This is a genomic window from Arthrobacter sp. TJ-270, from assembly GCF_058269075.1.
Map to the genome: position 1 here is coordinate 114,567 of NZ_JBZCNB010000007.1, position 25,620 is coordinate 140,186.

Below are 25,620 nucleotides of genomic sequence, written 5' to 3' on the forward strand. Positions count from 1 at the left end.
CGGCCTTGTTGGTGCCGGTGGTGGCAGCGGCTTCCCCTCCGCGGCCACCACCGGAGATCAGGTGGCCGTAAGCGGCCGTTGTGTGCCGGCGGGAACCTTGCCCGCCGCATTCTCCGCTTCGCGGCGAAGTTTCTCGATAGCCTTCTCGAAGTCCTCAAGCGAGTCGAAGCCCTGGTACACGCTGGCGAAGCGAAGGTAGGCTACCTGGTCCAGCTTCTGGAGTGGCCCGAGGATAGCCAGGCCAACCTCGTGGGCATCAATCTCTGCGACGCCGCTGGCACGGATGGACTCCTCGACTTCCTGCGCCAGAAGGGCCAGGTCATCTTCCGTGACCGGACGGCCCTGACACGCCTTGCGCACGCCGCTGATCACCTTGCTCCTGCTGAATGGCTCGGCCACTCCCGAACGCTTGATGACAGCCAGGCTGGTGGTCTCCACCGTCGTGAAGCGCTTGCCGCATTCAGGGCACTGCCGACGACGGCGAATTGCTGATCCGTCATCAGTCAGCCGGCTGTCCACGACCCGGGAGTCGGAACTGCGGCAGAACGGACAGTACATGCCACACCTCGTCTCAGCTCAAGCGAATTGACCATTTGATCGGATAACAGACGGCTTTTGCAGCCGTGCCATCAACTCATTCTAGAACTAGATGTAGTGAAACTACAACAGTGTCATTACTACATGTAGTGGTCGCCCCGCTTGCCGATGAACCGCAGAATCTATGAAGACTCAGGGAAGCGGACACGTACTGCATCGCCGTGCCCGGGCAGGTCCTCCGCCTGCGCAAGCTGGATGACGTGTTCGCTGACCTCTCGCAGTGCGTCGGCACTGTAGTCAATGACCTGCATGGCACGCAGGAAGGTAAACACGCTCAGCCCCGAAGCAAACGCCGCTGTCCCGGCAGTAGGCAGGACGTGGTTGGAGCCGGCACAATAGTCGCCGAGACTCACCGGGCTGTAGTCACCCACGAACACGGCCCCGGCATTACGGATGCGAGCAGCAACCGTTGATGCCGCTGCCGTGTGGATCTCGAGGTGTTCCGCAGCGTACGCGTCACATACCGCGATGCCGTGATCGACGTCGTCCACCAGGATGGTGCCGGACTGGGGTCCGGCCAGTGCTGTCTCTACCCGCTCGCGGTGCCGGGTGGACTCAACCTGGACCGACAGCTCCGCACGCACCGCGGCCGCTAGCTCAGCCGAGGGTGTGATCAGCACCGAGGCGGCGTTGGGATCGTGTTCGGCCTGGCTGATGAGATCAGCAGCGACAAGCCGGGGCTGAGCCGTGCCATCCGCCAGCACAGCGATCTCCGTGGTGCCGGCTTCGGCGTCGATACCAACGACTCCCTTGACCAGCCGCTTCGCTGTAGCGACGTAGATGTTCCCCGGACCGGTGACAACGTCCACCGGCTCGACCGCCTCGCGGCCGTCGTCACCAGGCACTCCGTAGGCAAAGGAAGCAATCGCCTGAGCGCCGCCGATTCCGTACACCTCATCGACGCCCAGCAGCTCCGCAGCCGCCAGGATCACCGGGTGGGGCAATCCTCCGAAGTTTTTGTGCGGCGGCGATGCCAGTGCGATGGATTCCACGCCGGCAGCCTGCGCGGGCACCACATTCATGATGACCGACGACGCCAGCACTGCCAGCCCGCCGGGGACGTAGAGCCCCACCCTTCCCACCGGCACCCAGCGTTGGGTAAGTGTTGCGCCGGGGCGGATGTCGACGACGATGTCCTCCGGCTTCTGTGCCAGTGCGAAGGTTCGAGCGCGGGCGATGGACTCCTCCAGTGCCGCGCGCACATCGGGCGCGAGTGATCGGAGAGCTTCACGCAGAGCTTCGGCCGGAACCCGGGGGTGGACCTGGTCAACATCATCGAACCGCTGCGCCAGCTCACTGAGGGCATCGAACCCGCGAGTGCGGACGTCGGCGATGATGCCTTCGACGCGCGAGGCGACAGAATCAAAAGACGCCGTGGTGCTCCGCGGCATGGCGGCCCTCAGCTCGGCTGCGGACAGATGGGTTCCGCGCAGGTCAATCGTGCGGAAGGCGTCATAGGAAATTGATGCGGTCTGAGCAGTCACAGGCGCAATTCTACCGGCGGCTGACTTTGCTCCTGCCACTTCCGCTTCCTGAACCGTTACCCCTTCTGCCGAACGAGCAGCAGCGCGAGCAGCGAGGACAGGAAGACCACCAGGGCCGCCGCTGCGGGCCAGATCATTGCCACCCCTAGGGAGCGCAGGACAAAGGGGAACTCGGTATCTCCGCCCGGGAACAGGAACCCGAGCCCCTGCCCTACCGCGACGGCCAGGACGGAACCCAATATGCTTCCTGCAACAGCGGCGCACACGCGTTGCCACGCCCCCGGTAGGTCCACGCGGTTGGCCAGCAGCCACCCGACGACGACGCCGGCCACAAGTTCCAGACCGCCCAGCACCAGATCGCGGACCAGCCACGTCTCGGCCGTCGCGCGGTCACCGTAAAGTGCGCCCCCAGGTGCAGCGACCCACCAGATCACGCCAAGGACAGGGCCCAGCAGTGTCATTGCCGCGGCCCACCAGAGCAGCGACGACGGGGGTACCGGCGTCTGGGTGGCCGGACCGGCATACACCGGTGGCGGATAAGTACCGGGCTCCGCGGCTGACTCCTGCATCTGTTTACTCTAACCGTGCAGAACTGTGCGGATCACGCATCGAGACACGTTGGCCCGAGCAGTACTTTGAGGTCTCCGAACAGCGCCGGCGTGGGATTGACCCGAAGGTCGACCGGCAGCGAGAGCACCGCCAACTGCCGTTCCTTGCGCACGTGCAGCCGCACCTCGGAGTTCCCGCGGTGCTGCCTCAACACGGACCCGAGCTCATGGATCACCGGCTCGGTAGCCCTGTGGTGGAGCATGGAGATGACCACCGGCCCGGAGTGGCCCTCGGTCAGGTCCGGAACAGAGAGCTCCTGCGCATTCAGCGTGACAGTACCGTCGTCGCGCCGCTGCAGGCGTCCGCGGACCACCACGATCAGGTCCTCCTCCAGCACCGAGGCGATGGGCCCGTACACCTGACCGAAGAACATGACCTCCATCGACCCGCCGAGGTCCTCGATCTCTGCCCTGGCGTACGCATTGCCGCTGTTTTTGGCGATCCGGCGCTGCAGAGAGGTGATCATGCCGGCGATGGTCACCGAGGCGCCGTCGGCCGGGCCGTCTTCCCCGATGATCGAAGTGATTGCCGAGTCGGCATGCTGGCTAAGGAGCCCCTCAAGACCCTGCAGCGGGTGGTCGGAAACATACAGTCCAAGCATGTCGCGTTCGAAAGCGAGCTTGTCCTTCTTGGCCCACTCCGGCAGATCGGGTACCTCAACCGAAAGGCCGGTCCCGGCGCCCGGATCGTCGAAGGCACTGAAAAGATCGAACTGGTTGGCGGCCTCGTTCCGTTTCAGTACGACGACGGAATCCACCGCTTCCTCATGGATCATCGCCAGCGCGCGGCGAGGATGTCCCAGCGAGTCGAAGGCGCCGGCCTTGATGAGCGACTCAATGGTCCGCTTGTTGCAGACTACCGAGGGAACCTTCTGCAGGAAGTCCGAGAAGGAACTGAATGCGCCCTTCTCCTCGCGGGCACCCACCATGGCCGCCACCACGTTGGCGCCGACGTTTCGAATTGCGCCCATGCCGAAGCGGATATCCGTGCCGACAGGGGTGAAGTTCACGCTGGACTCGTTGACGTCGGGCGGCAGCACCGTGATGCCCATACGACGGCACTCGTTGAGGTAGAGCGCAAGCTTGTCCTTGTCATCTCCCACGCTGGTGAGCAGGGCCGCCATGTACTCGGAGGGATAGTGGGCCTTGAGGTAGGCGGTCCAGTACGCCACCACACCGTAGGCGGCGGAGTGCGCCTTGTTGAACGCGTAGTCCGAGAAGGGCAGGAGGATGTCCCAGAGGGTCTTGACCGCGGCATCGGAATAGCCGCTGTCCTTCATGCCCTGGGAGAATCCGGCGAACTGCTTGTCCAGCTCCTCTTTCTTCTTCTTGCCCATGGCGCGGCGGAGGATATCTGCCTGACCCAGCGAGTATCCGGCGACCTTCTGCGCGATGGCCATAACCTGCTCCTGATACACGATCAGGCCGTACGTGGTGTTCAGGATCTCGGCGAGCGGTTCCTCGAGCTCCGGATGAATCGGAGTGATTTCCTGGACTCCGGTCTTCCGCAGCGCGTAGTTCGTGTGCGAATTGGCTCCCATGGGGCCCGGCCGGTAGAGCGCAATAACAGCCGAGATGTCCTCGAAGTTGTCAGGACGCATCAACTTGAGCAGCGAACGCATGGGCCCGCCGTCGAGCTGGAAAACACCCAGCGTGTCACCGCGGGCTAGCAGTTCGTAGGACTCCTTGTCCTCGAGCGGCAGTGTCTCGAGGTCAAGCTCGAAGTCACGGTTGAGCTTGATGTTCTCAAGCGCGTCGGTCATGATCGTCAGGTTTCGCAGCCCGAGGAAGTCCATCTTGATCAGGCCGAGGCCCTCACAGGTCGGGTAGTCGAACTGCGTGATGATCTGGCCGTCCTGATCCCGGCGCATGATCGGGATGATGTCGATCAGGGGCTCCGAGGACATGATGACGCCGGCGGCGTGGACGCCCCACTGCCGTTTCAGGCCCTCAAGCCCCAGGGCGGTCTCGAAGACCTTCTGCGCGTCGGCGTCGGCCTTAAGCAGTTCCCGTAGCTCCTCGGCTTCCGAGTAGCGCTTGGCTTCCTTGTTGTGGACATCGGCCAACTGGATGCCCTTGCCCATGACATCCGGCGGCATTGCCTTGGTGAGCCGCTCCCCCATGGAGAACGGATAACCCATGACGCGCGATGAATCCTTCAGCGCCTGCTTGGCTTTGATCGTTCCGTAGGTGACGATCATGGCCACACGTTCGTCGCCGTACTTCTCCGTCACGTACCGGATTACTTCCGCACGGCGGCGATCATCGAAGTCGACGTCGAAGTCGGGCATGGAGACGCGGTCAGGGTTGAGGAAGCGTTCGAAGATCAGCCCGTGGCGCAACGGATCGAGGTCCGTGATGCGCATGGCGTACGCAGCCATGGAACCGGCGCCCGAACCACGGCCGGGACCAACCCGGATTCCGTTGTTCTTGGCCCAGTTGATGAAGTCGGCGACCACCAGGAAGTACCCGGGGAAGCCCATCTGCGAGATGACCCCGACCTCGTAGTCCGCCTGCTTGCGGACATCGTCCGGGATTCCCTCGGGGTAACGGTAATGGAGGCCCTTCTCCACTTCCTTGACGAACCAGGACTGCTCGTTCTCCCCTGCGGGAACGGGGAACCTCGGCATGTAGTTGGCGTTGGTGTTGAATTCGACCTCACACCGCTCGGCGATGAGAAGAGTGTTGTCACAGGCATCCGGGTAGTCGCGGAAGATCGCCCGCATCTCCGCTGGCGACTTCAGGTAGAACTCGTCCGCGTCGAACTTGAACCGCTTGGGATCCGCCATGGTGGAACCGGACTGCACGCACAGCAGCGCCGCGTGGGCTTTGGCGTCCTCCGCATGGGTGTAGTGCAGGTCATTGGTTGCAACGAGGGGCAGGCCAAGCTCACGGGCCAGCTTAATGAGGTCGGCCTGGACGTTCCGTTCGATGTCGAGCCCGTGGTCCATGAGCTCGCAGAAGAAGTTGTCCCGGCCGAAAATGTCACGGAAATCCGACGCTGCCTGGACTGCCTCCCGGTAGAGGCCGAGCCGCAGCTTTGTCTGAACCTCACCCGAGGGGCAGCCTGTGGTTCCGATCAGACCCTTCCCGTAGGTCTGCAGCAGGTCGCGGTCCATACGCGGCTTGTAGAGGTAGCCCTCCAGAGAGGCCAGGGAGGACATTCGGAAAAGGTTGTGCATTCCCTCCGTGGTCTCGGACCACAGAGTCATGTGGGTGTAAGCACCGGCGCCCGAGACGTCGTCGCGTCCGCCACCGCCCCATTGGACGCGCGTCTTGTCCGCGCGTGCGGTCCCCGGCGTGAGGTAAGCCTCGACGCCGACGATCGGTTTGACGCCCGCGTTGCGCGCCTTGTTCCAGAAGTCGAAAGCGCCGAACACGAACCCGTGGTCGGTGGTAGCCAGCGCATTCATGCCGAGTTCGGTTGTATGACTGAACAGATCGTTCAGACGGGCGGCACCATCGAGCATCGAATACTCGGTGTGGTTGTGAAGGTGGACGAAGGAGGAGGACGGAGCTGAGGAAACCACCAGCTCATTCTAGCGAGCACCGGTGACGGTTCCGGGCACGCCGGGCGGGTGTCGGTTCTCAGACCGTCCCGCTGGCCAGCGCGTCGAGGGCATACTGCAGATCCATGGGGAATCCGCTCTCAACGACAACCCGCTCCCCGCTGCGTGGGTGCTCGAAGGAGAGCATGCTGGCGTGCAGCCACTGCCGGGTAAGTCCCAGCTCGGCGGCGAGCCGCGGATCGGCGCCGTAGGTCAGGTCACCGGCGCAGGGATGCCTGAGTGCGGAGAAGTGCACGCGGATCTGGTGGGTCCGGCCGGTTTCCAGCCGCACCTTGACCAGGCTCGCCTTGCCGAATGCTTCCTCCACCGCATAATGGGTGACCGAGGGGCGGCCGTCCTCCATCACGGCGAATTTCCAGTCGTGCGCCGGATGACGCCCGATGGGTGCCTCTATTGTTCCCTCGAGGGGGTCTGGCAGGCCCTGAACCAGGGCGTGATACTGCTTGTCGACGGTACGGTCCCGGAAAGCCTGTTTGAGAGCGGTATAGGCGTGCTCACTCTTCGCAACCACCATCGCACCGGAGGTGCCGACGTCGAGCCTGTGAACGATGCCCACACGCTCAGGGGCACCGGAGGTGGAAATCCGATAACCGGCAGCAGCAAGAGCTCCAACAACAGTTGGGCCAACCCAACCCGGCGAGGGGTGGGCGGCAACGCCCACCGGCTTGTCGATGACTACGAAGTCATCCTCATCAAGAAGTATCCCCATCCCCTCAACAGGCTCGGCCACGATCTGCAGCGGGTCCGGTTCATCCGGTACGACGACGGTGAGCCGGCTCCCCGGCACCGCGCGGACCGACTTCTGCACGGCCGCACCGTCCATGGTGACGTAACCGGCACTGCACCACGCCGCAACTGCCGAGCGGGAGGTTCCCATCAACTCTGCCAGGACGGCATCTACGCGCTGGCCTGCTGCCGACTCTGGAATGTCATAGGTGCTAGGCGCGTTCGTCATCGACCACCTCGGTACCGTTTGCCTGCTCCTGCTCTTCATTGCTGCGCCGTCCGTCCAGACCGATGCCGCGAAGGGTAAGCAGACAGATAAGAATGACACCGCTCACGACGGCGGTGTCAGCGATGTTGAAGATTGCGAAGTTAGGCAGGGCTATGAAGTCGACGACATGCCCCTGGCCGAAGGAGGGTTCGCGGAACAGCCTGTCGGTGAGGTTACCGAGGGCGCCACCCAGAACAAGCCCGAGCGCGATCGCCCAGCCTTTCGAGGCGACCTTGCCAATCTGGCTGATGATGGCGATCGAGACAAGGGCCTGAATTATGGTGAATACCCAGGTGATCTCGGTGCCGATGGAGAACGCCGCGCCCGAGTTGCGGATGAAGTGCCAGCTCAGAACGGGTGGCAGCACCTCGGTGACCTGGCCCTCCACCATGGTGGAGACAACCCAGATCTTGGTGAGCTGATCGATGATGTAAGCGACGAGCGCGAAAGCAATCAGGAGCAGTGCGTATCTTGCTCCGATGCGTTTGCCATGCTTGCGGTGCGTACGGCCTGAATCGGGGCCTGAGGCGGGAGGATGCTCGGTCATGATGCTTTCAGTTGTACGCGCCGGAGGCGGCGATGGACGCGGGCTCACATCCAGAGTACGGCAGAGGCCAGCCGCCGGATAAACCGGCGACTGGCCTCAATGGAACCTTGGCTGCTGTTTAGACGTCAGCCGTTTCTGTTGCGACGGAACCACGGGAATCGAGGTCGCGCAGCTGTCCCTCGATGTATGCCTTGAGGCGGGAGCGGTAGTCGCGCTCGAAGCTGCGGAGCTGCTCCACCTTGCGCTCGAGAACGGACTTCTGCTGCTCGAGTGCACCGAGAATCTTGCGGCTCTTATCCTGGGCATCATTGACGAGGCCGCTGGCTTCAATCTGTGCCTCGGCGATGATCTTGTCGCGCTGCTCAACACCCGCATTGACATACTCATCGTGAAGCTTCTGTGCCATGGCGAGAACGCCGGCAGCCGATTCAGCGGTGGCGGTCTGCTGAACGGGAGCGGCTGCAGCAGCCGGCTGGGGAGCAGGACGATCTTCTGCCTTCGGCGCTTCAGCCTTGGGCTCCTCGGGCTTCTCTTCCTCGCGGACCTCTTCGGTCTTGGTGCTGGCGGCGACGGGAGCCGGGACCGCAGCGTTCTGCGCCGTGCCCGTGGAAACTTCCGAAAGCTGGCGGCGAAGGTCGTCGTTCTCCTGGTTCAGGCGACGCAGTTCGACGACGATCTCGTCGAGGAAATCGTCTACCTCGTCCTGGTCGTAGCCCTCACGGAACTTGGTGGGCTGAAACCGCTTGTTGACAACATCTTCTGGCGTCAGGGCCATCTGGTCACCTCATAGTGGATTAGTCGAAGCCGCCTGTAGAGCAGACCTGACAACGGTACTGAAAATTGTGGACGAGCTCGTGGAGGCTGACCCTCCTGCTTCACACAATATGTGAGTCAGCGTATATCTTTTAGATCTCGAAAACTAACCGGATCAGGCCACTGCCAACGAGCCGGCGATGGTCTTGAGAATCGTGGCCCCAAGAAACACCACGATGAACGCCATGTCGAGTGACACGCCGCCCAGCCGGAGAGGCGGAATCAGCCGACGGAACAACCGGATGGGCGGATCCGTCACCGCGTACACCATGGAGGCAAGAACAAGTGCAAGCCTGCGGGGACGCCAGTTGCGGGCAAACATCTGGACGGCGTCATAGACGATACGGATGATCAGCGCGAGCTGGAACAGCATCAGCACCAGGTAAAGCAGGGCGAAGACCAAGCTCACGTGTCAGTCACAGTCCTCTGGCATGAACGGAATAGTTACCAGTACCAGTAAAGCGCGTCAGCTTTGATTGAAGAAACTCGCCTGCTCATCGCTGGCCTTCTGATCTTCGCCGAGAACCTCGATGTAGGAGGGGGACAACAGGAACACCTTGTTGGTAACACGCTCGATCGAACCATGGAGGCCGAAGACGAGTCCTGCGGAAAAATCGACGAGCCGCTTCGCGTCAGACTCGCCCATGTCTGTGACGTTCATGATGACTGGAATGCCGTCGCGAAAGCTTTCTCCGATGATCTTCGCGTCATTGTAGGAGCGCGGGTGCACCGTGGTGATCTGGCGGAGCGATGAAGCGTCTTCACGCGTGGACTGGGCGCGCTTGATGGGGGTAACCGGGGCGCGGTACTCCTCGGGAGCCGCCTTCACCACCGGCGGAGCCTCGACATGGCGCTCGTCACGGTCGTAGTCCACGGAGTAGTCCTCATTCCTGCTGTGAGATGTCTTGGGTTCAGGCTCGTAGTGCTCATCACCGTCGGCGAGCCCAAGGTAGATCATTGTCTTGCGCAGTGCGCCAGCCATGGTAGCTCCTGTCATTCCTTCGTCATGCACGATCGCCCAGGCACGTCCTGGATTGCCCGCGGTTACAGCGTCGACGCTACCCCACAGGAGGGCGAGCACCGAGAACATCTGAACCGACGCGCAGGTGTGTCGCACCTGCCTCGATGGCGTGTTCAAGATCACTGCTCATCCCCGCGGAGATACCCGTGGCACCGGGGTAGCGGGCAACGACGCCGGCCGAAATGTCAGCCAGACGGCTGAACGCCTCGCGGGGGTCACCGCCGAGCGGCGCCACGGCCATCACTCCCGCCAACCGCAGAAGGCCGGCGTCGTCAATCCTTGCAGCCACCTCGTGCACATCCGAAGGATGGGCTCCTCCCCGGCCGGGCTCGTCGACCGACAGGTTCACCTGCACATAGCAATCCAGCGGGACCGGATGGACCACCGCGCCCTCCTCCCCCGACGACCCGGAGCCCTGGGCACGCCGCACCATCGCCTTCTGGAGCGCATTCACCAGTGACGTGCGGTCGACGGAGTGGACCGAGTGCGCGTAACCGGCAACCGATCGTGCCTTGTTGGTCTGGAGTTGGCCGATGAAGTGCCAGCGCAATCCTGGGTCGGAGACCTCCTCCGCTTTGGCAGCGGCTTCCTGGTCCCGGTTCTCCCCGATGTCCCGCACGCCCAGCCCGGACAGCAACACCACATCCGATGGCGGAAAGTACTTCGTCACCACAATGAGGGCCGGTCGGTCGGTGCGGCCGCATGCCGCCATCGCGCGATCGATGCGCTCGTTGACCTGACGCAGATTCGACTCGAGTTCAGACCGTCTGTCCTCAGCCACGGCGCCACACCAACCCTGCCAGACGCCCTACCGGGCGGCCCTGCCCGACAGCCCGATGCGAAAACAGGCTTTCGTTCTCAAGGGTGCACAGCGTGCTGTCCGTCCCAAGATCCTGAACGTCCACGCCCACCGATTCGAGCTGTCCACGGACGCCCGCCGGAAGGTTGAGGGCAGGGGTTCCCCATCGCGTACTGCTGGAGGTCGACGGCACAGCACGAGCGAACTCCTCGCGCATTTGTTCAGGTACTTCATAGCACCTGCCGCACACCGACGGACCTATCCAGGCTGAGATCAGCCCAGCTCCGCGTTGCCGCAGTTCATCGACTGTCCGTCCCGCGATATTGCCCTCAACTCCTTTGCGTCCGGCGTGAACCACCGCTGTGACGGATCCACCGCGCGCAGTCGAACCGACCAGCACTACCGGAACGCAGTCCGCCACAAGGACGGCAAGTGCCTCATTGCCGGTAGGGCTGACAAGCGCATCAGCCTGCGGCACATGGCCGGACCGCACTTCAGCGACAACCGTCGAGTGGGTCTGGTTCATGAAATGGAGCGCACCTGTTTCGATTCCCAGTTCCCCCTCCAGTGCTTGCCTGGAACGAGCGACGGCACCCGGGTCGCCTCCGACCCGTGGTGCGAGGTTCCCCGCGCCACGGTCGGTAAAGGCGACCCGGATGCCGGGCGCTGCAGGCGATGCCCAGAAAAACACCGCTTACTTCAGGAAATCAGGAACGTCCAGATCATCGGAGCGTCCGGTCGAGTAATCGGGCTCGACCACCGCGGGGAGGTCAACGTCGAATCCGGCGTCACCGGGAACGTCGTTACCCCGGCCGTTCGACGAGTGCTGCGACCACGACCCGTAACCGGCTCCGGCGGCAACCGCCTGCGGTGCCTGAGCATGTTCCCGACCGATAGCCGGCGCGGATGCGGGCTTGGCAGCCGGCGCTGCCGGCTGCGAGGTCGCATCCACCTGGTCAAAACCCGCTGCGATGACCGTGACCCGGGCCTCATCTCCCAGTGCATCGTCGATCACGGCGCCGAAGATGATGTTCGCCTCGGGGTGCGCAACCTCCTGGACCAAGCGGGCGGCCTCGTTGATCTCGAACAGTCCGAGATCGGAACCACCCTGGATGGAGAGCAGAACGCCGTGAGCACCGTCGATGGACGCTTCGAGAAGCGGCGAGGCGATGGCCAACTCGGCTGCCTTGACCGCGCGGTCCTCGCCACGGGCCGATCCGATACCCATCAGGGCCGAGCCTGCGCCCTGCATGACCGACTTCACGTCAGCGAAGTCGAGGTTGATCAGACCCGGGGTGGTGATGAGGTCGGTGATGCCCTGTACACCCGACAGGAGCACCTGGTCCGCCGAACGGAACGCGTCGAGCATGGAAACGTTGCGGTCGCTGATGGACAGGAGGCGATCATTCGGGATCACGATGAGCGTGTCGACTTCATCGCGAAGTGTGTCGATGCCGGTCTCCGCCTGGTTGGAACGGCGGCGGCCCTCGAAGGTGAACGGCCGGGTTACAACGCCGATGGTCAACGCGCCGAGCGAGCGGGCGATTCGCGCTACCACGGGCGCTCCGCCGGTGCCTGTGCCACCGCCTTCACCGGCCGTTACGAAGACCATGTCTGCCCCGCGGAGGACTTCCTCGATCTCCTCTGCGTGGTCTTCGGCGGCCCTGCGCCCAACTTCCGGGTCTGCGCCGGCGCCCAGGCCGCGGGTAAGCTCACGGCCGACGTCGAGCTTTACATCGGCGTCGCTCATGAGCAGTGCCTGCGCGTCTGTGTTGATGGCGATGAACTCAACGCCGCGCAGGCCAACCTCGATCATTCGATTGACGGCGTTCACGCCACCGCCGCCGATGCCGACGACCTTGATGACGGCCAAGTAATTCTGCGGTGCTGCCACGTCCTGTGTCCCTTGTTCGATCTGTGCGCTGGTGGGGTCTTTGTGGGCTGGAGGTTCCAACCTTCTACCCGACTAACATTCACCTTCAGGTTGAAAGTTAATGTTATGTCAAGTAACTTCTTATTGAGACGCTAGGTGCATGGTCACCGGCATGCAATGACCACCTCCCGCGTGTCGGCAAACTTACCGAGTTACTGGGCGCGAAGGCGTACTCACGTCATAGACCTTCACGGGCGGATCCTGGTCCTCGAGAGTCAGCAGAGCCTCGACAACCCGTGCTTTTGCGACGTTTTCCTCGGCGCTGCCCCAGAAGATGGTCTTGCCGTCGGTCAGCTTCAACTGCACCGAGTCAATTGACTTGGCGGAAGCGTGAACCAGCCTCTCCCTGATATCCGCAGGCAGGGCGGCGAGCACATCGGCGATCGAAGAGAACACGGCACTGTTGACTGCATTAGCCCCGCCGTCAATAAGCGGCAGCGCAACGGATTTCCGGTCGGCCACAGTTGTGAGCTGCCGACCCTCGGCGTCAATCAGGACGAACCTCCCCTTGTTCTCCAGAATCGCCACAGGGGTGCGCTCGATCACGGTTACGCTGAGGGTCGACGGCGGAGCCGCCGCTACGGAAACATCCTCAATCGGCGCGAATCCCTCAAGCAGCGCGCGGACATCGTCGTCGCCTATCCGCGTAAGCGACGTGCCTACCAACGGTGCCAGAGCGGCGGTGACCTCGTCTTCCGCCACCAGGCTGTTACCCTGCACATCGAGCGTGCGCACCGCCAGGGCGGGCGAAAAAAGGAGGTAGGCGATCAGACCCGCGAGGAGCACCACGACGGAAATGATCCCCGTCAGCCACCACCTCCTGCGCCGCCGTCGGGGAGGCTCCGGAAACGCTATCACCGTGCCGGAGTCCTTATCTCGGTCCAGCAACGCGACCGGAGCTTCCTTCGACGCCGAGATGCGTTCCGGGCGTGCGGTGTCGGGTGCCGGCGCCGGGACAGGCTTCTCGGCGGTGATGGTCTCGCTGACGGTCGGTCCGCTGGAGGACCTTCCTACACTTCGAGGCTTGCGTGGAGGCCGGGAGGTCACCGGGAATTCCCCTGCCCAGCGAGGAGGTCGACCAACAGCGGACCGAAGCGGGTAACGTCACCCGCTCCGACTGTCAGGATGATGTCGCCGCTGCGTGCAGAATCAACAATTCCCTGCATCGCTTCCTCCGGGTTGGGGGCGTAGCCTCCGGGAACCGTAAGCCGATCGGTGATCAGCCGGCTCGTTACGCCCTCCACCGGGTCTTCCCGTGCGGCATAGATGTCGAGGACCCGCACGGAGTCGGCCAGCGACAAAGCAGCTGCGAACTCCTCCGCGAATTCCTCCGTGCGTGAGAACAAGTGAGGCTGGAACAGGACATGCACCCGATGGTCACCCGCAACAGTGCGGGCAGCGCTGAGTGCGGCCGCGACCTCTGTGGGGTGATGGGCGTAGTCGTCGAATACGCGCACACCGAGGGCCTCCCCCTTCGCCTCGAAGCGGCGGGCGGCACCGGAGAACGATGCGAGGCCGGCCGCAGCGGCAGCCGGATCAACGCCAAGCTCAAGGCCTACGGCAAACGCGGCCGCCGCGTTGAGGACATTGTGTCGGCCGGGGACCCCGAGTTGGAGCTCCTGCTGGCTCTCCAGCCCGTCAACCGAAAAGGAGAGGATGCTGTTCGAGGTGCTGCCGAGTGCACGGGTGCTGCTGATCCGGACATCTGCGCCCGGGTTGTAGCCGTAGGTCCGCACCCGGCGGGATCCGGCGGTCCGCTCCGCGAGGGAAGCAGCGCCGCCGTCGTCATGGCACGCGACCAGCACACCGTCCCCGGCGGGCAGCAGCGCGGCGAACCGGTCGAAGGATTCAAACACAGCCTCGGCGGATCCGTAGTGGTCCAGGTGGTCAGCTTCGACATTGGTGACAACGCCGATACGGGCGCGGTAGTTGAGGAAGGATCCGTCGGACTCGTCGGCTTCGGCCACGAAGACCTCGCCGTCAGCCCATTCGGCGTTGACGCCCAGCGCAGCCACATCACCACCGATCGCGAATGACGGACTGGCTCCCGAAGCCTGCAGCATGACGGTGATCATCGCCGTCGTTGTGGTCTTGCCGTGGGTGCCGGCAACAGCGACCACCTCGCGTCCGTCCATGGCGGCGGCCAACGCCTCGGACCGGTGCAGGATGCGCAGTCCGCGTGCCTTCGCTTCAACGAGTTCGGGGTTGGATTCCCGGATGGCCGTGGACACAACAACGGTGTCCGCGGCTCCCAGGTTGGCGCCGTCGTGGCCGATGTGTACCTGCGCACCGAGGGCGGCGAGAGCCTGCAGGCCGCGGGAGTCGGCGGCATCAGAACCGGAAACCGCTACTGCGCGGCCGAGAAGGACGCGCGCCACGGCGGACATTCCCGCTCCCCCAAGCCCAATGAAATGGACCTTTCCCAGACTTTCAACGACGGTACTCATCAGCGGCCTCCGGCAGCATCGATAATCAGGTTTGCCATGCGCACGTCCGCGTCCCGCACGCCGAGAGGCGCCGCAGCCATAGACATCTTGCCGAGCCGTTCGGTGTCCTGCACGAGCGGAAGGGCTTCGGTGAGCAGCCAGTCGACGGTAAACCGGTCGTTGTCAATCATGAGGGCTCCGCCGACCTCAACCAGCTCCGCGGCGTTACGCCGCTGCTCCCCGTTCCCGTGGGGCAGCGGAACAAAGACGGCCGGCAACCCAACCGCCGCAACTTCACAGACAGTCGCCGCGCCCGCCCGCGCGATCAAGAGGTCGGCCGCCGCATACACCTTCTCCATGCCGTCCACATACTCGACCTGACGGTAGCCCTCCGCGGCGAGCAGTGCGCCGTCGGGCCCCGTCACCTGCTTTCCCCGTCCGGTGATGTGAAGGACCTGCAGCCCAGGGTTGCCGCCCGCGTTGCCGTCGGCCAACTTCAGTGCTGCTGCAGCCAACGCCCGATTGATACTCGCGGCACCGGAGGATCCGCCGGTGACGATGAGAGTTGGCAGGGACGGGTCAAGCCCCAGATCCGCACGCGCTTCACGGCGGTCCGCGTCCCTGTCCAGGGTGGAGATTTCCCGGCGCATCGGCATACCCACCCACTGCTCCGCCGGCAGGCCGGTGCCGTTGAATGCCACCGCTACCGCCCGTGCGATGCGGGCTCCCAACCGGTTGGCAAGTCCCGGCCGGGCGTTTGCTTCGTGAATGACCACTGGGACGCGGCGGATCCACGCCGCAAGGTAGAGCGGCGTCGACACATAGCCGCCGACACCCACGACGACGTCGGCCTGCGCCGCGTCGACAATCTTCAGCGCCTGCCGCACGGCACGGACGAGGCGGACGGGCAGCTTGAACAGGTCGACTGACGGCCGGCGGGGCAAAGGAACGCGCTCTATGGTTTCAAGCCGGAAGCCGGCCGCGGGCACCAGACGGGTCTCCATCCCCGCTGCTGTGCCGACGGCAAGCACACGGGCGTCCGGGCGTGCCTCGACGAGGGCGCGGGCAATGGCGAGGAGCGGGCTGATGTGCCCGGCCGTCCCCCCGCCGGCGAGGACAACCGACAGGGCAGCAGTTTCAGTCAATGGGTTCTCTTGATCTTTCACTTGGATTTCGAGGGAGCAGTCTCGGCGTTATCAGCGGCCACGGTGCCCGCCGCTGCGGGGGGCATGCGCCGCGCGAAGGCAAGAAGAACACCGACGGCAGCGAGCGTGAAGGTGAGAGCCGAGCCACCGTAGGAGATGAACGGCAACGGCACGCCGATCACCGGCAGCACGCCCGTAACCATGCCGATGTTCACGAAAGCCTGGCCGATCAGCCACACGAGGATAGATCCCATGAGGATGCGGACGAAGGGGTCGGTGTAACGGCGGGCCACACGGAGCGTCGCGACGGCCAGGATGCCGAACAGCGCGATGACCACGAGGGTGCCGATCAGCCCGAACTCTTCGCCGATGATGGCGAAGATGAAGTCGTTGTGGGCTTCAGGGATCCAGTTCCACTTCTGCCGGCTCTGCCCGATCCCGACGCCCCACCAGCCGCCCGAGGCCAGAGCAAACAGGCCCTGGTTGGACTGGAAACAGGGATCCGACGCCGAGTCGCAGTTCAGGCGCAGCCAGGCTTCGATACGGGTGCTTCGGGTGCTGTTCAGCAGGATGGCACCGAATGCCAGGGCGATTCCCACAAGCCCGGCGATGCTGAACATTTTCATGGGTGCGCCCGCGAAGAAGAGCGCGGCTGCCATGATCATGCCGAGGATGATCGCCGTACCGAGGTCACCACCCAGCATCACGAGCAGGAGGATGATACCGCCGAGCGGCGCAACGGGTACGAGCGCGTGCTTCCAGTTCCTGATCAAGCCGCGTTTGCGCTCCAGCACGGTGGCGCACCACAGCGCCAGGGCGAGCTTCGCCGGTTCCGAGGGCTGCAGTGACTGGTTTCCGATCCGGATCCAGTTCTGGTTGCCGTTGATGTTCTCGCCGATCAGGAGCACCAGCACCAGCAGCACAATGGCTACGCCGAGGCCCGGCCAGGCGAGCATCTTGAAGATCCGCGGGCCGAGCCTGGACAGGATGAGCATAAGCACCACGCCCAGCACCGCATACACGCTCTGTTTGAAGAAGAAGTCGAAGACAATCGCGCCCTCGTCTGTGGGTTCAACCGTTGACGCTGCGTTGGCGATCGACTCGACCGATGACGCCGACAGCACCATCATGAGCCCGATGGCGGTCAGCGCGAGCGTCGTGCCGAGAATCATGTAGTAGCTTGAGCCGCTGGTCTGCCTGTCAGAGCCTTCGAGGAAGCGCCACATGCGAGCGAACGATCCGAGGATCCGTTGACGTTTGGACATCGCTGCTGTCCCGGCAACGGAGGATCCCGACGGAGGCCGCGGCTCGGGTGTGCTGGAGCTGGAGTGCTGCCGCACCGCCGGCTTCCGGCGCGAATGCCGGGTGGGCGTGCTGACCATTACAACTCCTTAGCGGTGAATCCCTGCCCCTCCACAATCCCGCGAACCGCCTCGATGAAAGCGGCGCCCCGGTGAGCGTAGGAAGGAAACTGGTCCATCGACGCTGCTGCCGGCGCCATGAGAACAGTGTCGCCGTCCGCGGCGATGCGCAACGCTTCTGTAACCGCCGCGCGCATGGCCTGGACGCCGTCTGAACCCACGTGCTGGGAAGGCAACACGTCCTTACCAGTGTGACCCGCTGCCAGGTCTATCACCGGAACATCCGGCGCGTGTCGGCGGAGAGCGGAAGCGAGATCGGAGCTGTCACGGCCGATGAGAACGGCTGCTTTGAAGCGGCCTGCGTTATCTCGGACCAGATCGTTGTAGTCCACACCCTTGGACAGCCCGCCGGCAATCCAGACAACGCTGTGGAAGGACGACAGGGCAGCGTGTGCAGCATGCGGGTTGGTCGCTTTGGAGTCGTTGATCCAGAGGACACCGTCCCGGGCAGCCACCAGCTCGATACGGTGTCCGGAGGGCTGATAATTGCGGATTCCCTCGCGCACGGCAGCCGCAGAAACCCCTGCTGCCCGCACCAGCGCAGCGGCGGCGAGGGCGTTCGCGACGAGATGGCGGGGAACCACTTCCCCGAGATCCGTCACGGACGCCAGCTCGGCGGCGGAATCCTTGCGCTCTTCGATGTACGCCCGGTCCACCAGCAGGCCATCCACGACTCCGAGCATGCTGATGGCAGGGGTATCGGTGGTGAAACCAATCGCCCGGCAGCCTTCCTGAACGTCTGCCTCCTCCACCATCCGCTCAGTGGCCGGGGCCTCAGCGTTGTAGACGCACGCAATACGGGTGTTCTCGTAGATCTTCGCCTTGTCCGCACGGTAGGCGTCGAACCCGCCGTGCCAGTCCACGTGATCTTCCGCGAGATTGAGGCAGACGCTCGCTAGAGGAGCGAGGCTGGAACTCCAGTGCAGCTGGAAACTGGAAAGCTCGACGGCGATAACGTCGTATCCCTGCGGATCCCGGATGGCATCAAGCAGCGGCGTTCCGACGTTCCCGGCGGCGATGGCGCGAAGGCCCGCTGCGCGGAGCATCGATTCCGCGAGTGTGACGGTTGTGGTCTTGCCGTTGGTTCCGGTGATCGTCAGCCATTCGGCGGTAGGGCGCCCCTTACGGACGCGTACACGCCAGGCCAGTTCGACATCGCCCCAGATCGGAATTCCATGAGTATCCGCGGCGGCAAGCAACGGCTGGGTTGGGCGCCAGCCCGGAGAGGTCACCACCAGTTCGGGCGCTTCACCATCAACCAGTGGGAGCGCAGCGGCCGCTTCGGGCCCGAGCAGGACATCCACCGCTCCGACGATGCGGAGGGTGTCGGCCTTCGCCCTGTTCTCTTCGGAGTCTGTAGCGTCAACCACCACAACCCGCGCGCCGAGTTCGATCAGTGTGTCAGCCGCGGAGAATCCGGACAGCCCGATCCCCGTCACCACTACACGCAGTCCTGCCCAGTCGGCGTCCCACGACGTCAGATGCTCAAGGCGGCCGGGCTGGTCTTGTGCATCGGCATTGCTCACAGAAGTACAACCCATTCAGCGTAGAAGATGCCGAGCGCGACGGCTACGAACAGACCGGCAAGGACCCAGAAGCGGACAACCACCGTGACCTCCTGCCAACCCTTCAGCTCGAAGTGATGCTGCAGGGGTGCCATCTTGAAGACCCGCTTGCCTCCGGACAACTTGAAGAAACCCACCTGAATGATCACGGACAGCGTGATCATCACGAACAGTCCCGCCATGATGACGAGGAGGAGCTGCGTGCGGGAGAGGATCGCAAAGCCGGCGATTGCTCCACCGATCGCCAGTGATCCGGTGTCGCCCATGAAGATCTTGGCCGGCGAGGTGTTCCACCAGAGGAAACCAACCAGGGCACCGCACATCGCACCCGCGATCAGGGCAAGATCCAGCGGATCGCGAACCTCGTAACAGATGTTCGTGGGCACGTCCGGAGAGGCACAACGCTGGTTGAACTGCCAGATACCCATCAGCATGTAGGCACCAAAAACGAAGACAGACGCGCCGGTGGCCAGACCGTCGAGGCCATCAGCGAGATTAACACCATTCGTGGCTGCGGTGATGATGAGATTTGACCAGAGGACAAACAGGATGGCGCCGATGACCGAACCGGCGAACGCCAGGTCGAAAGCGGTGTCCCTCACAAACGAGATAGCGGTCGACGCCGGTGTGCGCCCGTTCTCGTCAGGAAAGTTCAGTGCGAGGATGGCAAACACAATGCCCACCATCGTCTGCCCGATAATCTTCGCCGGTGCACTGAGCCCGAGGCTGCGCTGCTTGGAGATCTTGATGTAGTCATCGAAGAAACCCACTATGCCCATGCCGACAGTAACCATCAGCAACAGAAGCCCGGACACTGTCGGACCGTCTGAATTATCCGCAGTCATCATGATCAGGTGGGTCGCGAAGTACGCGAGGACAACCGATCCCACAATGACGGCGCCACCCATGGTGGGGGTACCGCGTTTCGTGTGGTGAGCCGTGGGTCCATCATCTCGGATGAACTGTCCATAGCTTTTGCTAACGAGGAGCCTGATGAACAGGGGTGTTCCGACCAACGCAAGAACAAGGGCGGACGCTGAGGCAATCAGCAGCGCAATCACAGCGAGGGGCCCCCCTGGTTCATTGGACCGGGTCCGTTCGAATCAGCTTGTGGCCCCGGGTCAGCTTCGGGCACCGCCGTCGATTTGTCTGACGCTAATGCTAGCCGATCCCCTAGATGGCGCAGACCGGCACCGTTGGAGGACTTCACCAGTACCAGGTCACCGGGCTCCAGTTCGCTGTCCAGGATCTCCTCAGCCTCGGAGACATCGCGCACGAAGATCGCTTCGTCTCCCCACGACCCTTCGAGCACTGCCCCGGTGTGAAGTGCCTTCGCTCCTTCTCCGACGACCAGCAGCTTCGAAATGTTCAACCGGACAGCCACCCTGCCCAACGCGTCATGGGCAAGAACGGAGTCCTCCCCCAGCTCGAGCATTTCTCCGAGCACAGCCCAGGTACGCCGGCCGCGGCCGAGCTCAGCGAGCGTTGCAAGCGCCGCCCGCATCGACTCGGGATTGGCGTTGTAGGCGTCGTTGATGACAGTCACGCCGTCCGGCCGATCAGTACGCTCCATGCGCCAGCGGCTGACCGCCCGAGCCCCGCTGAGCCCGGAGGCGATCCGCTCCCCCGGGATCCCCAGGACATGGGCAGCGGAGGCAGCCGCGAGAAGGTTTGCCACGTGATGCCGCCCGATCAGCAGCGGCCGCACCTCCTGGCGATCCCCGTCCGGAAGGACCAGCGTGAAGCAGGGATTGCCCTCGGCGGACAGCTGCACGTTCTCCGCCCGGACGGCGCTGCTGCCTGGTCGGTCGAACGTCGGATCCTCAGAAAAGAAAACTGTTTGTGCCTGTGTCTCGTCGGCCATTGCACTCACTCGTGCGTCATCGCCGTTGAGAATCGCCACACCGTGGGCGCCCAGTGACCGGGGCAGTTCGCCCTTGGCCCGCGCAATCATTTCCACTCCGCCGAATTCCCCCGCATGGGCGGAGCCGACACAGAGCACGATTCCGATGTCGGGCGCCACCATGGAGGCGAGGTACTCAATGTGTCCGACGCCGGTCGCTCCCATTTCGATAACCAGGTAGCGGGTGCCGTAATCGGCCGAGAACACGGTTAATGGAACACCGATCTCACCGTTGTACGAACCGATCGGAGCAACAGTCGGACCTTCCTGCCGCAGGAGCTGAGCCAGGACATCCTTGGTAGTGGTCTTGCCGGCCGAACCCGTGATACCTATGACCGTCAGCGGTGAGTGCGCGCGGAGACGGCGCACCACTTCGGAAGCCAGCTTGCCCATCGCTTCGACCACGTCAGGTACCACCACGGCCGGAAAGTCCGTGCCGTCGTCGTCGCTGACTACCCGCTCCACGAGCGCGAGCACAGCACCGTTGGAAAAGGCGCTGCCTATGAAGTTGTGGCCATCGGTGGAATCACCCGGCTTGGCGATGAAGAGGCCGTCCGGGCGGCTCTCCCGTGAGTCCGTGGTGGCCGAACGGACGACGACGGAGGGAGCCTTTTGAGCCGACTCCGAGAGCGTGCCGCCTGTGACTGCCGCGATGTCGGCTGCGTTGAATTCAATCATGACGATCTAGGACTCTATCCTGTTGCCGGAAAGCACAGAGAATCCATGCCGTGTCAAAGCGGCCGCCAGTTCCACGCGGTCGTCGAGCGGAAGATTCACTCCCTTGACCTCCTGCCATACCTCGTGTCCACGTCCGGCGACAAGAATCACGTCGCCGGGACGAGCAAGTGACACCGCGTGGTCAATAGCCTCCGAGCGCGGGAAAACCTCGACGATCTCGCAGTTCAGGTGCTCGGATTGGCGGGCAGCACGGGCGCCCTCGAGCACACCTGCCCGGATGCCCGCCTCCTCTTCGTCGTGAGGGTCGTCGTCAGTGACGATCACCACGTCTGCCCGGCGCGCCGCCGTGGCGCCCATGATGGGGCGCTTGGACACGTCCCGCTGTCCCGTCGCCCCGAAGACAACCAGCACACGGGAGTCTGCGTCAGGCACCCGAACCGAATCCAGCGTCAGGGCCAGGGCATCGGGATTGTGCGCGAAATCAACGATCGCTGCGGGATTCTCACTGATCAGCTGCATGCGCCCCGGCACCTGGGTGGTGAATGGATCGTGCTGGTCCGCTGCGCGCTGCAGTTCCGCAACCCCGACGCCCGAGGCCAGGACCATCACTGCGGCCAGAGCGGCGTTCGCCACGTTGAAATTCCCGGGAAGCCCGCAGCGAAGCCGCAGCTGCGCGTCCCCCGGACCGACGAGCGTGAAAGCGTGCCCAAGGCCCGTCCGCTGCACCTGCGAGACGGTCCAGTCTGCCTCCGCGGTTCCCGTGACGGACACCGTGACTGTGTCTACTCCTGCTTCATCGGCGATGCGGCGGCCCCACGAGTCGTCGACCAGGACAACAGCGCGGGCCGCGCGTTCCGGCCGGAAAAGGGCCGCCTTCGCGGCGAAGTACTCCTCCATGCTTCCGTGGAGATCCAGATGATCCTGGGTCAGGTTGGTAAAACCAGCGACATCGAAGCGGACCCCATCAACCCGTCGGTACTCGATGGCGTGCGAGGAGACCTCCATGGCGGCGGCGTCGATGCCGCGCTCGCGCATGAGCGCTAGCAGACCGTGAACCTGGGGAGATTCCGGGGTAGTCAGGATAGAAGGAATGACGGTCTCGCCTGCCCGAATCTCAATCGTCCCGATCAGGCCGGTGCTCTTGCCCAGCGCCGACCCGAGCGCATTCAGGAAGTATGTGGTGGTCGTTTTTCCGTTGGTGCCGGTCACGCCATAGAGGACAGGGCGGCCGGATGCGGGCTGGCTGTCGAAGACGACCGCGGAAAGCGGACCCACGTAGTCGCGCACCGGAGCTGCCCGGTACAGGGGAATCCCGGAACCGCCCAGAGCCGACGTCGCGGCGGCCGTGCCGGCGTCGTCAGTGAGCACCGCTGCTGCTCCGGCTACTACCGCCTGTTCCGTGAAGTCGGCTCCATGCCGGCCCGTGCCGGGGACAGCGATGTACAGGTCGCCGGGGCGGACCTGGCGTGAGTCGATCGTGACGCCGGTGATCGTAGCGCGGGTGGCGTCGTCGTGCCCTGTGGCTACGCGCTCCACAGGCGCGAGGTCCTGTGGGAGCGCGGCAAGAACCTCATCCATGGTTCGCGGTACGACGACGTCCGGCCGCATGGGCGCAGCGGAAACGGACTGTTCATTTGTGGACACGTGGGGCCTGCTCTGCGAGATCAGTACACAACCGGATAAGTTTTGGGCTTACCGGTTGAGGGCGGGACGTTGTTCGAGTTCAGAACGTACTTCATGACCTTCTGGAAGGATTCCCCCGGAACCAGATAGTACAGGTCTCCCTGAGGCCGCTGCAGTGTCACGACCACGACGTACTGCGGGTCCTCCATAGGCGCCATGCCGGCGTAGGACAACGTATATCCGTCGTAGCCGCCCTGCGCGCCGGGCGCTTCGGCTGTACCCGTCTTCGATCCCACACGGTACTCCTCGAGGGCACCGGACGCGCCGGATCCTTCCACCGTGACGGTCTCCAGCAAGGTGTGGAGCTCCTTGGCGGTGTCCTCGGAAACGACCCGTGTGCCCTCAGCCTGGGGAACCTTGTGTTCTGTGCCGTCCGCGTCCATGTAGGCATCAATGAGCCGCGGCTGCAGCCGGACGCCGTCGTTGGCGACCGCCTGGTACACCATGGCCGTGTGCAGCGCGGTCTGCGCCAGTCCTTGGCCGAAAAGCACGGTGTATTGCTGGCGTTCGTCCCAGACGTCCGGGGTTGGCAGAATGCCTGCCGTTTCTCCATTGAGCCCCACGTTGAGGGGTTCACCGATACCGAACTTGCGCAACCAGTCATACCGCTGCTGTTTGGTCAGCTGCTCGCCGATCATAACGGTTCCGGTGTTCATCGACTTGGCGAAGACTCCCGCCGCTGTCCGCTTTTCCGTCCCATGCTCGAACGCATCCTTGAAGGTCTGTCCGTCGATCGTGTAGGTGGGCGGGATCTTGAACCTGCTGGTCGGTTCGATAATCCCCTCCTCCAGCCCCGCAGCCATGGTGATCAGCTTCGTCGTCGAGCCAGGTTCGAAGGACGACGTAACGGAGAGTGGTTTCCAGAACACGGGATCCGTGGCGGCATAGTCGTTCGGATCCGGCGAAGTGGATTCAGCCATCGCCTTGATGGCGCCGGTGCGCGCCTCAACAACGACAATGTTGCCCCATTCCGCGTTGTAATCCTCCACCTGCGCGGCAATGGTCTGCTGCGCGAAGAACTGCAGGTCCTGATCGATGGTGAGCCGCACTGACTGGCCGTCCTGCGCCGGCACGTCTTCGTTGGTGGCGTACGGTATCCGAATGCCGTCGCCGCCGATCTCGAAGGTACGGCTGCCCGGCGTTCCGGTGAGCTTTTCGTCCTGGGTGAGCTCGATACCGCCCAGAGCGCGTCCGTCACCGCTCATGAAGCCGAGGATGGAGCCCGCGACCGCTCCTGAGGGGTAGGTGCGCAGGGTAGTGGGATCCGCATATACGCCGGGCATTCCCACAGCAAGGACCTGGTTTCGGACATCAGGAGTCACGGAGCGTGCAACGAAGGCGAACGACGCGTCGCCCAGGATCGAAGATTTGAGCGCCTGAACATCCTGTCCCAGGATCGCCGAGAGCTCCTGGAAGCCTTGCTCGATAGGGACGTCCTGAACCCGCTTGTCCGTCGCCGGATCGTAGCGATCAAAGGTTTCGCCGCCGCTGAGCCTCTGGTCCACCACAATGTCGAAGCGCTGCACCGTATGCGCCAGCTCATTGCCCTCGTCATCCAGGATGCTCCCGCGCAGGGCCGGCACCTGCTGGGTCACCAGGCGCTTGTTCAGGCCCGCCTGGGCCATTCCGTCAAAGTCCAGTCCCTGAACCTGAAAAAGGCGGACGCCAAGGACCATCAGCAGAATCAGTACGAATGCCAGCCCGACCCTGAGCCTGGCGGTCCCGAGCGCGACCCGTCGTGTTTCCTGCTGGGGGTTGTCGGCTGGTGCCACCGTGGTTCCTTGCTGGGTCGGTTTGGTGCGGGTCTCTTACTGTCCGGGAGCGGCTTGCGTGGGTGCCGGAATTGTTCCGCCGTCCGGGAGCTCTGCAGGTGCAGGCGCTGCGGCGGCTTCAGGCAGGTCAGCCGCGGATTCCGCGGCGGACTCTACCGGCTCCGGGGCGGCAGGGGCAGCAGCTTGGCTCGGCACGTTCACAGCGGGTGCCGGTACAAGAACTGGCGGTGCATCGGACTCCTTGGCTGGTTCCGGGCTTCCGGTGACTGCCAACGAATCTACATCAATGGTCCCGAAAGTCGGGGATGCAACCATGTCGAGTTCATGCGCCGCCGCCGCGAGGTTTTGCGGCGCCCTGAGGTTCTCAAGCTTTTGCGTCAGGGCCTGATTCTTCTCAGCGAGGGCTACTTCCTCTCCGCGCATCGAAACCAGCTTGTACTGGCTGCTCGATACCGAGATGTTGAGCATGAGGACAACGATCAGCGCGGCAATCAAAGCAGCCATCGAGAACACGGCGAAAGGGACCCGGCCGCGCGTGGGCGCAGCGGGAACCACAGAGAGGGGGGTGCGGCGTCGCTCCCGCCCTGGCTGCACGACAGGATGCGACACTGCCGGATGCTGAAGGGCCCGAGCCGTATTTCCGGCTACTGCGCCCCCCGCTG

Annotated in this window: 22 protein-coding genes; all 22 read right to left on the reverse strand. The window is 63.8% G+C overall.

The features are described 5' to 3' along the window. Positions 1-57 precede the first annotated feature (57 nt). The 22 genes from nrdR to ftsL all read right to left on the reverse strand — a co-directional run bounded on the left by nrdR (position 58) and on the right by ftsL (position 25,567). Positions 58-558, reverse strand: coding sequence for a transcriptional regulator NrdR (gene nrdR, locus AC4D2M_RS13475; protein WP_490892401.1), 501 nt, complete (start codon positions 556-558; stop codon positions 58-60). A gap of 161 nt (positions 559-719) precedes the next feature. Continuing rightward, on the reverse strand, positions 720-2,081 hold the full coding sequence (gene hisD, locus AC4D2M_RS13480; RefSeq protein ID WP_490892402.1) for a histidinol dehydrogenase: 1,362 nt from the start codon (positions 2,079-2,081) through the stop codon (positions 720-722). Between the two features lie 56 nt (positions 2,082-2,137). Then, positions 2,138-2,650, reverse strand: a complete 513-nt coding sequence (locus AC4D2M_RS13485) for a hypothetical protein (protein ID WP_490892403.1) — start codon at positions 2,648-2,650, stop codon at positions 2,138-2,140. Positions 2,651-2,682: 32 nt separating this feature from the next. Next, the gene (gene dnaE, locus AC4D2M_RS13490) at positions 2,683-6,219 is read right to left on the reverse strand and encodes a DNA polymerase III subunit alpha (RefSeq protein ID WP_490892404.1); all 3,537 of its coding nucleotides are present in this window, start codon (positions 6,217-6,219) and stop codon (positions 2,683-2,685) included. A gap of 58 nt (positions 6,220-6,277) precedes the next feature. Then, the gene (locus AC4D2M_RS13495) at positions 6,278-7,213 is read right to left on the reverse strand and encodes an RluA family pseudouridine synthase (protein WP_490892405.1); all 936 of its coding nucleotides are present in this window, start codon (positions 7,211-7,213) and stop codon (positions 6,278-6,280) included. After that, on the reverse strand, positions 7,197-7,799 hold the full coding sequence (gene lspA, locus AC4D2M_RS13500; protein WP_490892406.1) for a signal peptidase II: 603 nt from the start codon (positions 7,797-7,799) through the stop codon (positions 7,197-7,199). The genes AC4D2M_RS13495 and lspA overlap by 17 nt, the downstream gene beginning before the upstream one ends. A 118-nt stretch (positions 7,800-7,917) precedes the next feature. Continuing rightward, entirely contained in the window at positions 7,918-8,574 is a 657-nt protein-coding gene (locus AC4D2M_RS13505) for a DivIVA domain-containing protein (RefSeq protein ID WP_490892407.1), read from the reverse strand. A gap of 153 nt (positions 8,575-8,727) precedes the next feature. Further along, on the reverse strand, positions 8,728-9,021 hold the full coding sequence (locus tag AC4D2M_RS13510) for a YggT family protein (RefSeq protein ID WP_490892408.1): 294 nt from the start codon (positions 9,019-9,021) through the stop codon (positions 8,728-8,730). 57 nt (positions 9,022-9,078) lie between these two features. Then, entirely contained in the window at positions 9,079-9,594 is a 516-nt protein-coding gene (locus AC4D2M_RS13515; RefSeq protein WP_490892409.1) for a cell division protein SepF, read from the reverse strand. A 76-nt stretch (positions 9,595-9,670) separates the two neighbouring features. Continuing rightward, a complete protein-coding gene (locus AC4D2M_RS13520) occupies positions 9,671-10,414 on the reverse strand; it encodes a YggS family pyridoxal phosphate-dependent enzyme (RefSeq protein ID WP_490892410.1) in 744 nt (247 codons plus the stop codon). Further along, entirely contained in the window at positions 10,407-11,123 is a 717-nt protein-coding gene (locus AC4D2M_RS13525) for a purine nucleoside phosphorylase YfiH/LACC1 family protein (protein ID WP_490892411.1), read from the reverse strand. Before AC4D2M_RS13525 ends, AC4D2M_RS13520 begins: the two co-directional genes overlap by 8 nt. 3 nt (positions 11,124-11,126) lie before the next feature. Beyond that, on the reverse strand, positions 11,127-12,326 hold the full coding sequence (gene ftsZ / locus AC4D2M_RS13530) for a cell division protein FtsZ (RefSeq protein WP_490892412.1): 1,200 nt from the start codon (positions 12,324-12,326) through the stop codon (positions 11,127-11,129). 183 nt (positions 12,327-12,509) lie between these two features. Beyond that, a complete protein-coding gene (locus tag AC4D2M_RS13535) occupies positions 12,510-13,412 on the reverse strand; it encodes a cell division protein FtsQ/DivIB (protein WP_490892413.1) in 903 nt (300 codons plus the stop codon). Next, complete coding sequence (gene murC, locus AC4D2M_RS13540) at positions 13,409-14,812, reverse strand: UDP-N-acetylmuramate--L-alanine ligase (RefSeq protein WP_490892414.1); 1,404 nt, start codon at positions 14,810-14,812, stop codon at positions 13,409-13,411. Before murC ends, AC4D2M_RS13535 begins: the two co-directional genes overlap by 4 nt. Then, positions 14,812-15,936, reverse strand: a complete 1,125-nt coding sequence (gene murG / locus AC4D2M_RS13545; RefSeq protein ID WP_490892415.1) for an undecaprenyldiphospho-muramoylpentapeptide beta-N-acetylglucosaminyltransferase — start codon at positions 15,934-15,936, stop codon at positions 14,812-14,814. The genes murC and murG overlap by 1 nt, the downstream gene beginning before the upstream one ends. A 17-nt stretch (positions 15,937-15,953) precedes the next feature. Then, positions 15,954-17,318 (reverse strand): putative lipid II flippase FtsW, encoded by a 1,365-nt coding sequence (gene ftsW, locus AC4D2M_RS13550; protein WP_490892416.1) that lies wholly within the window; start codon positions 17,316-17,318, stop codon positions 15,954-15,956. Then, positions 17,318-18,898, reverse strand: coding sequence for a UDP-N-acetylmuramoyl-L-alanine--D-glutamate ligase (gene murD / locus AC4D2M_RS13555; RefSeq protein ID WP_490892417.1), 1,581 nt, complete (start codon positions 18,896-18,898; stop codon positions 17,318-17,320). The genes ftsW and murD overlap by 1 nt, the downstream gene beginning before the upstream one ends. After that, the gene (mraY, locus tag AC4D2M_RS13560; RefSeq protein WP_490892418.1) at positions 18,880-19,983 is read right to left on the reverse strand and encodes a phospho-N-acetylmuramoyl-pentapeptide-transferase; all 1,104 of its coding nucleotides are present in this window, start codon (positions 19,981-19,983) and stop codon (positions 18,880-18,882) included. The genes murD and mraY overlap by 19 nt, the downstream gene beginning before the upstream one ends. Next, positions 19,980-21,503 carry a UDP-N-acetylmuramoyl-tripeptide--D-alanyl-D-alanine ligase gene (locus tag AC4D2M_RS13565; protein ID WP_490892419.1) on the reverse strand — a complete coding sequence of 508 codons (1,524 nt, stop codon included), beginning with the start codon at positions 21,501-21,503 and terminating at the stop codon, positions 19,980-19,982. The genes mraY and AC4D2M_RS13565 overlap by 4 nt, the downstream gene beginning before the upstream one ends. Positions 21,504-21,509: 6 nt before the next feature. Beyond that, complete coding sequence (locus tag AC4D2M_RS13570; protein WP_490892481.1) at positions 21,510-23,111, reverse strand: UDP-N-acetylmuramoyl-L-alanyl-D-glutamate--2,6-diaminopimelate ligase; 1,602 nt, start codon at positions 23,109-23,111, stop codon at positions 21,510-21,512. Between the two features lie 56 nt (positions 23,112-23,167). Further along, the gene (locus tag AC4D2M_RS13575) at positions 23,168-24,958 is read right to left on the reverse strand and encodes a peptidoglycan D,D-transpeptidase FtsI family protein (protein WP_490892420.1); all 1,791 of its coding nucleotides are present in this window, start codon (positions 24,956-24,958) and stop codon (positions 23,168-23,170) included. Between the two features lie 36 nt (positions 24,959-24,994). Beyond that, positions 24,995-25,567 (reverse strand): cell division protein FtsL, encoded by a 573-nt coding sequence (ftsL, locus tag AC4D2M_RS13580; protein WP_490892421.1) that lies wholly within the window; start codon positions 25,565-25,567, stop codon positions 24,995-24,997. Between the last annotated feature and the right edge of the window lie 53 nt (positions 25,568-25,620).

Bases quoted from the DNA above. Each gene is read 5' to 3' on its own strand.
- nrdR (WP_490892401.1), bottom strand. From the start codon at position 558: ATGTACTGTCCGTTCTGCCGCAGTTCCGACTCCCGGGTCGTGGACAGC.
- AC4D2M_RS13485 (WP_490892403.1), bottom strand. From the start codon at position 2,650: ATGCAGGAGTCAGCCGCGGAGCCCGGTACTTATCCGCCACCGGTGTAT.
- AC4D2M_RS13495 (WP_490892405.1), bottom strand. From the start codon at position 7,213: ATGACGAACGCGCCTAGCACCTATGACATTCCAGAGTCGGCAGCAGGC.
- lspA (WP_490892406.1), bottom strand. From the start codon at position 7,799: ATGACCGAGCATCCTCCCGCCTCAGGCCCCGATTCAGGCCGTACGCAC.
- AC4D2M_RS13505 (WP_490892407.1), bottom strand. From the start codon at position 8,574: ATGGCCCTGACGCCAGAAGATGTTGTCAACAAGCGGTTTCAGCCCACC.
- AC4D2M_RS13515 (WP_490892409.1), bottom strand. From the start codon at position 9,594: ATGGCTGGCGCACTGCGCAAGACAATGATCTACCTTGGGCTCGCCGAC.
- murC (WP_490892414.1), bottom strand. From the start codon at position 14,812: ATGAGTACCGTCGTTGAAAGTCTGGGAAAGGTCCATTTCATTGGGCTT.
- ftsW (WP_490892416.1), bottom strand. From the start codon at position 17,318: ATGGTCAGCACGCCCACCCGGCATTCGCGCCGGAAGCCGGCGGTGCGG.
- murD (WP_490892417.1), bottom strand. From the start codon at position 18,898: ATGGGTTGTACTTCTGTGAGCAATGCCGATGCACAAGACCAGCCCGGC.
- AC4D2M_RS13565 (WP_490892419.1), bottom strand. From the start codon at position 21,503: ATGATTGAATTCAACGCAGCCGACATCGCGGCAGTCACAGGCGGCACG.
- AC4D2M_RS13570 (WP_490892481.1), bottom strand. From the start codon at position 23,111: ATGCGGCCGGACGTCGTCGTACCGCGAACCATGGATGAGGTTCTTGCC.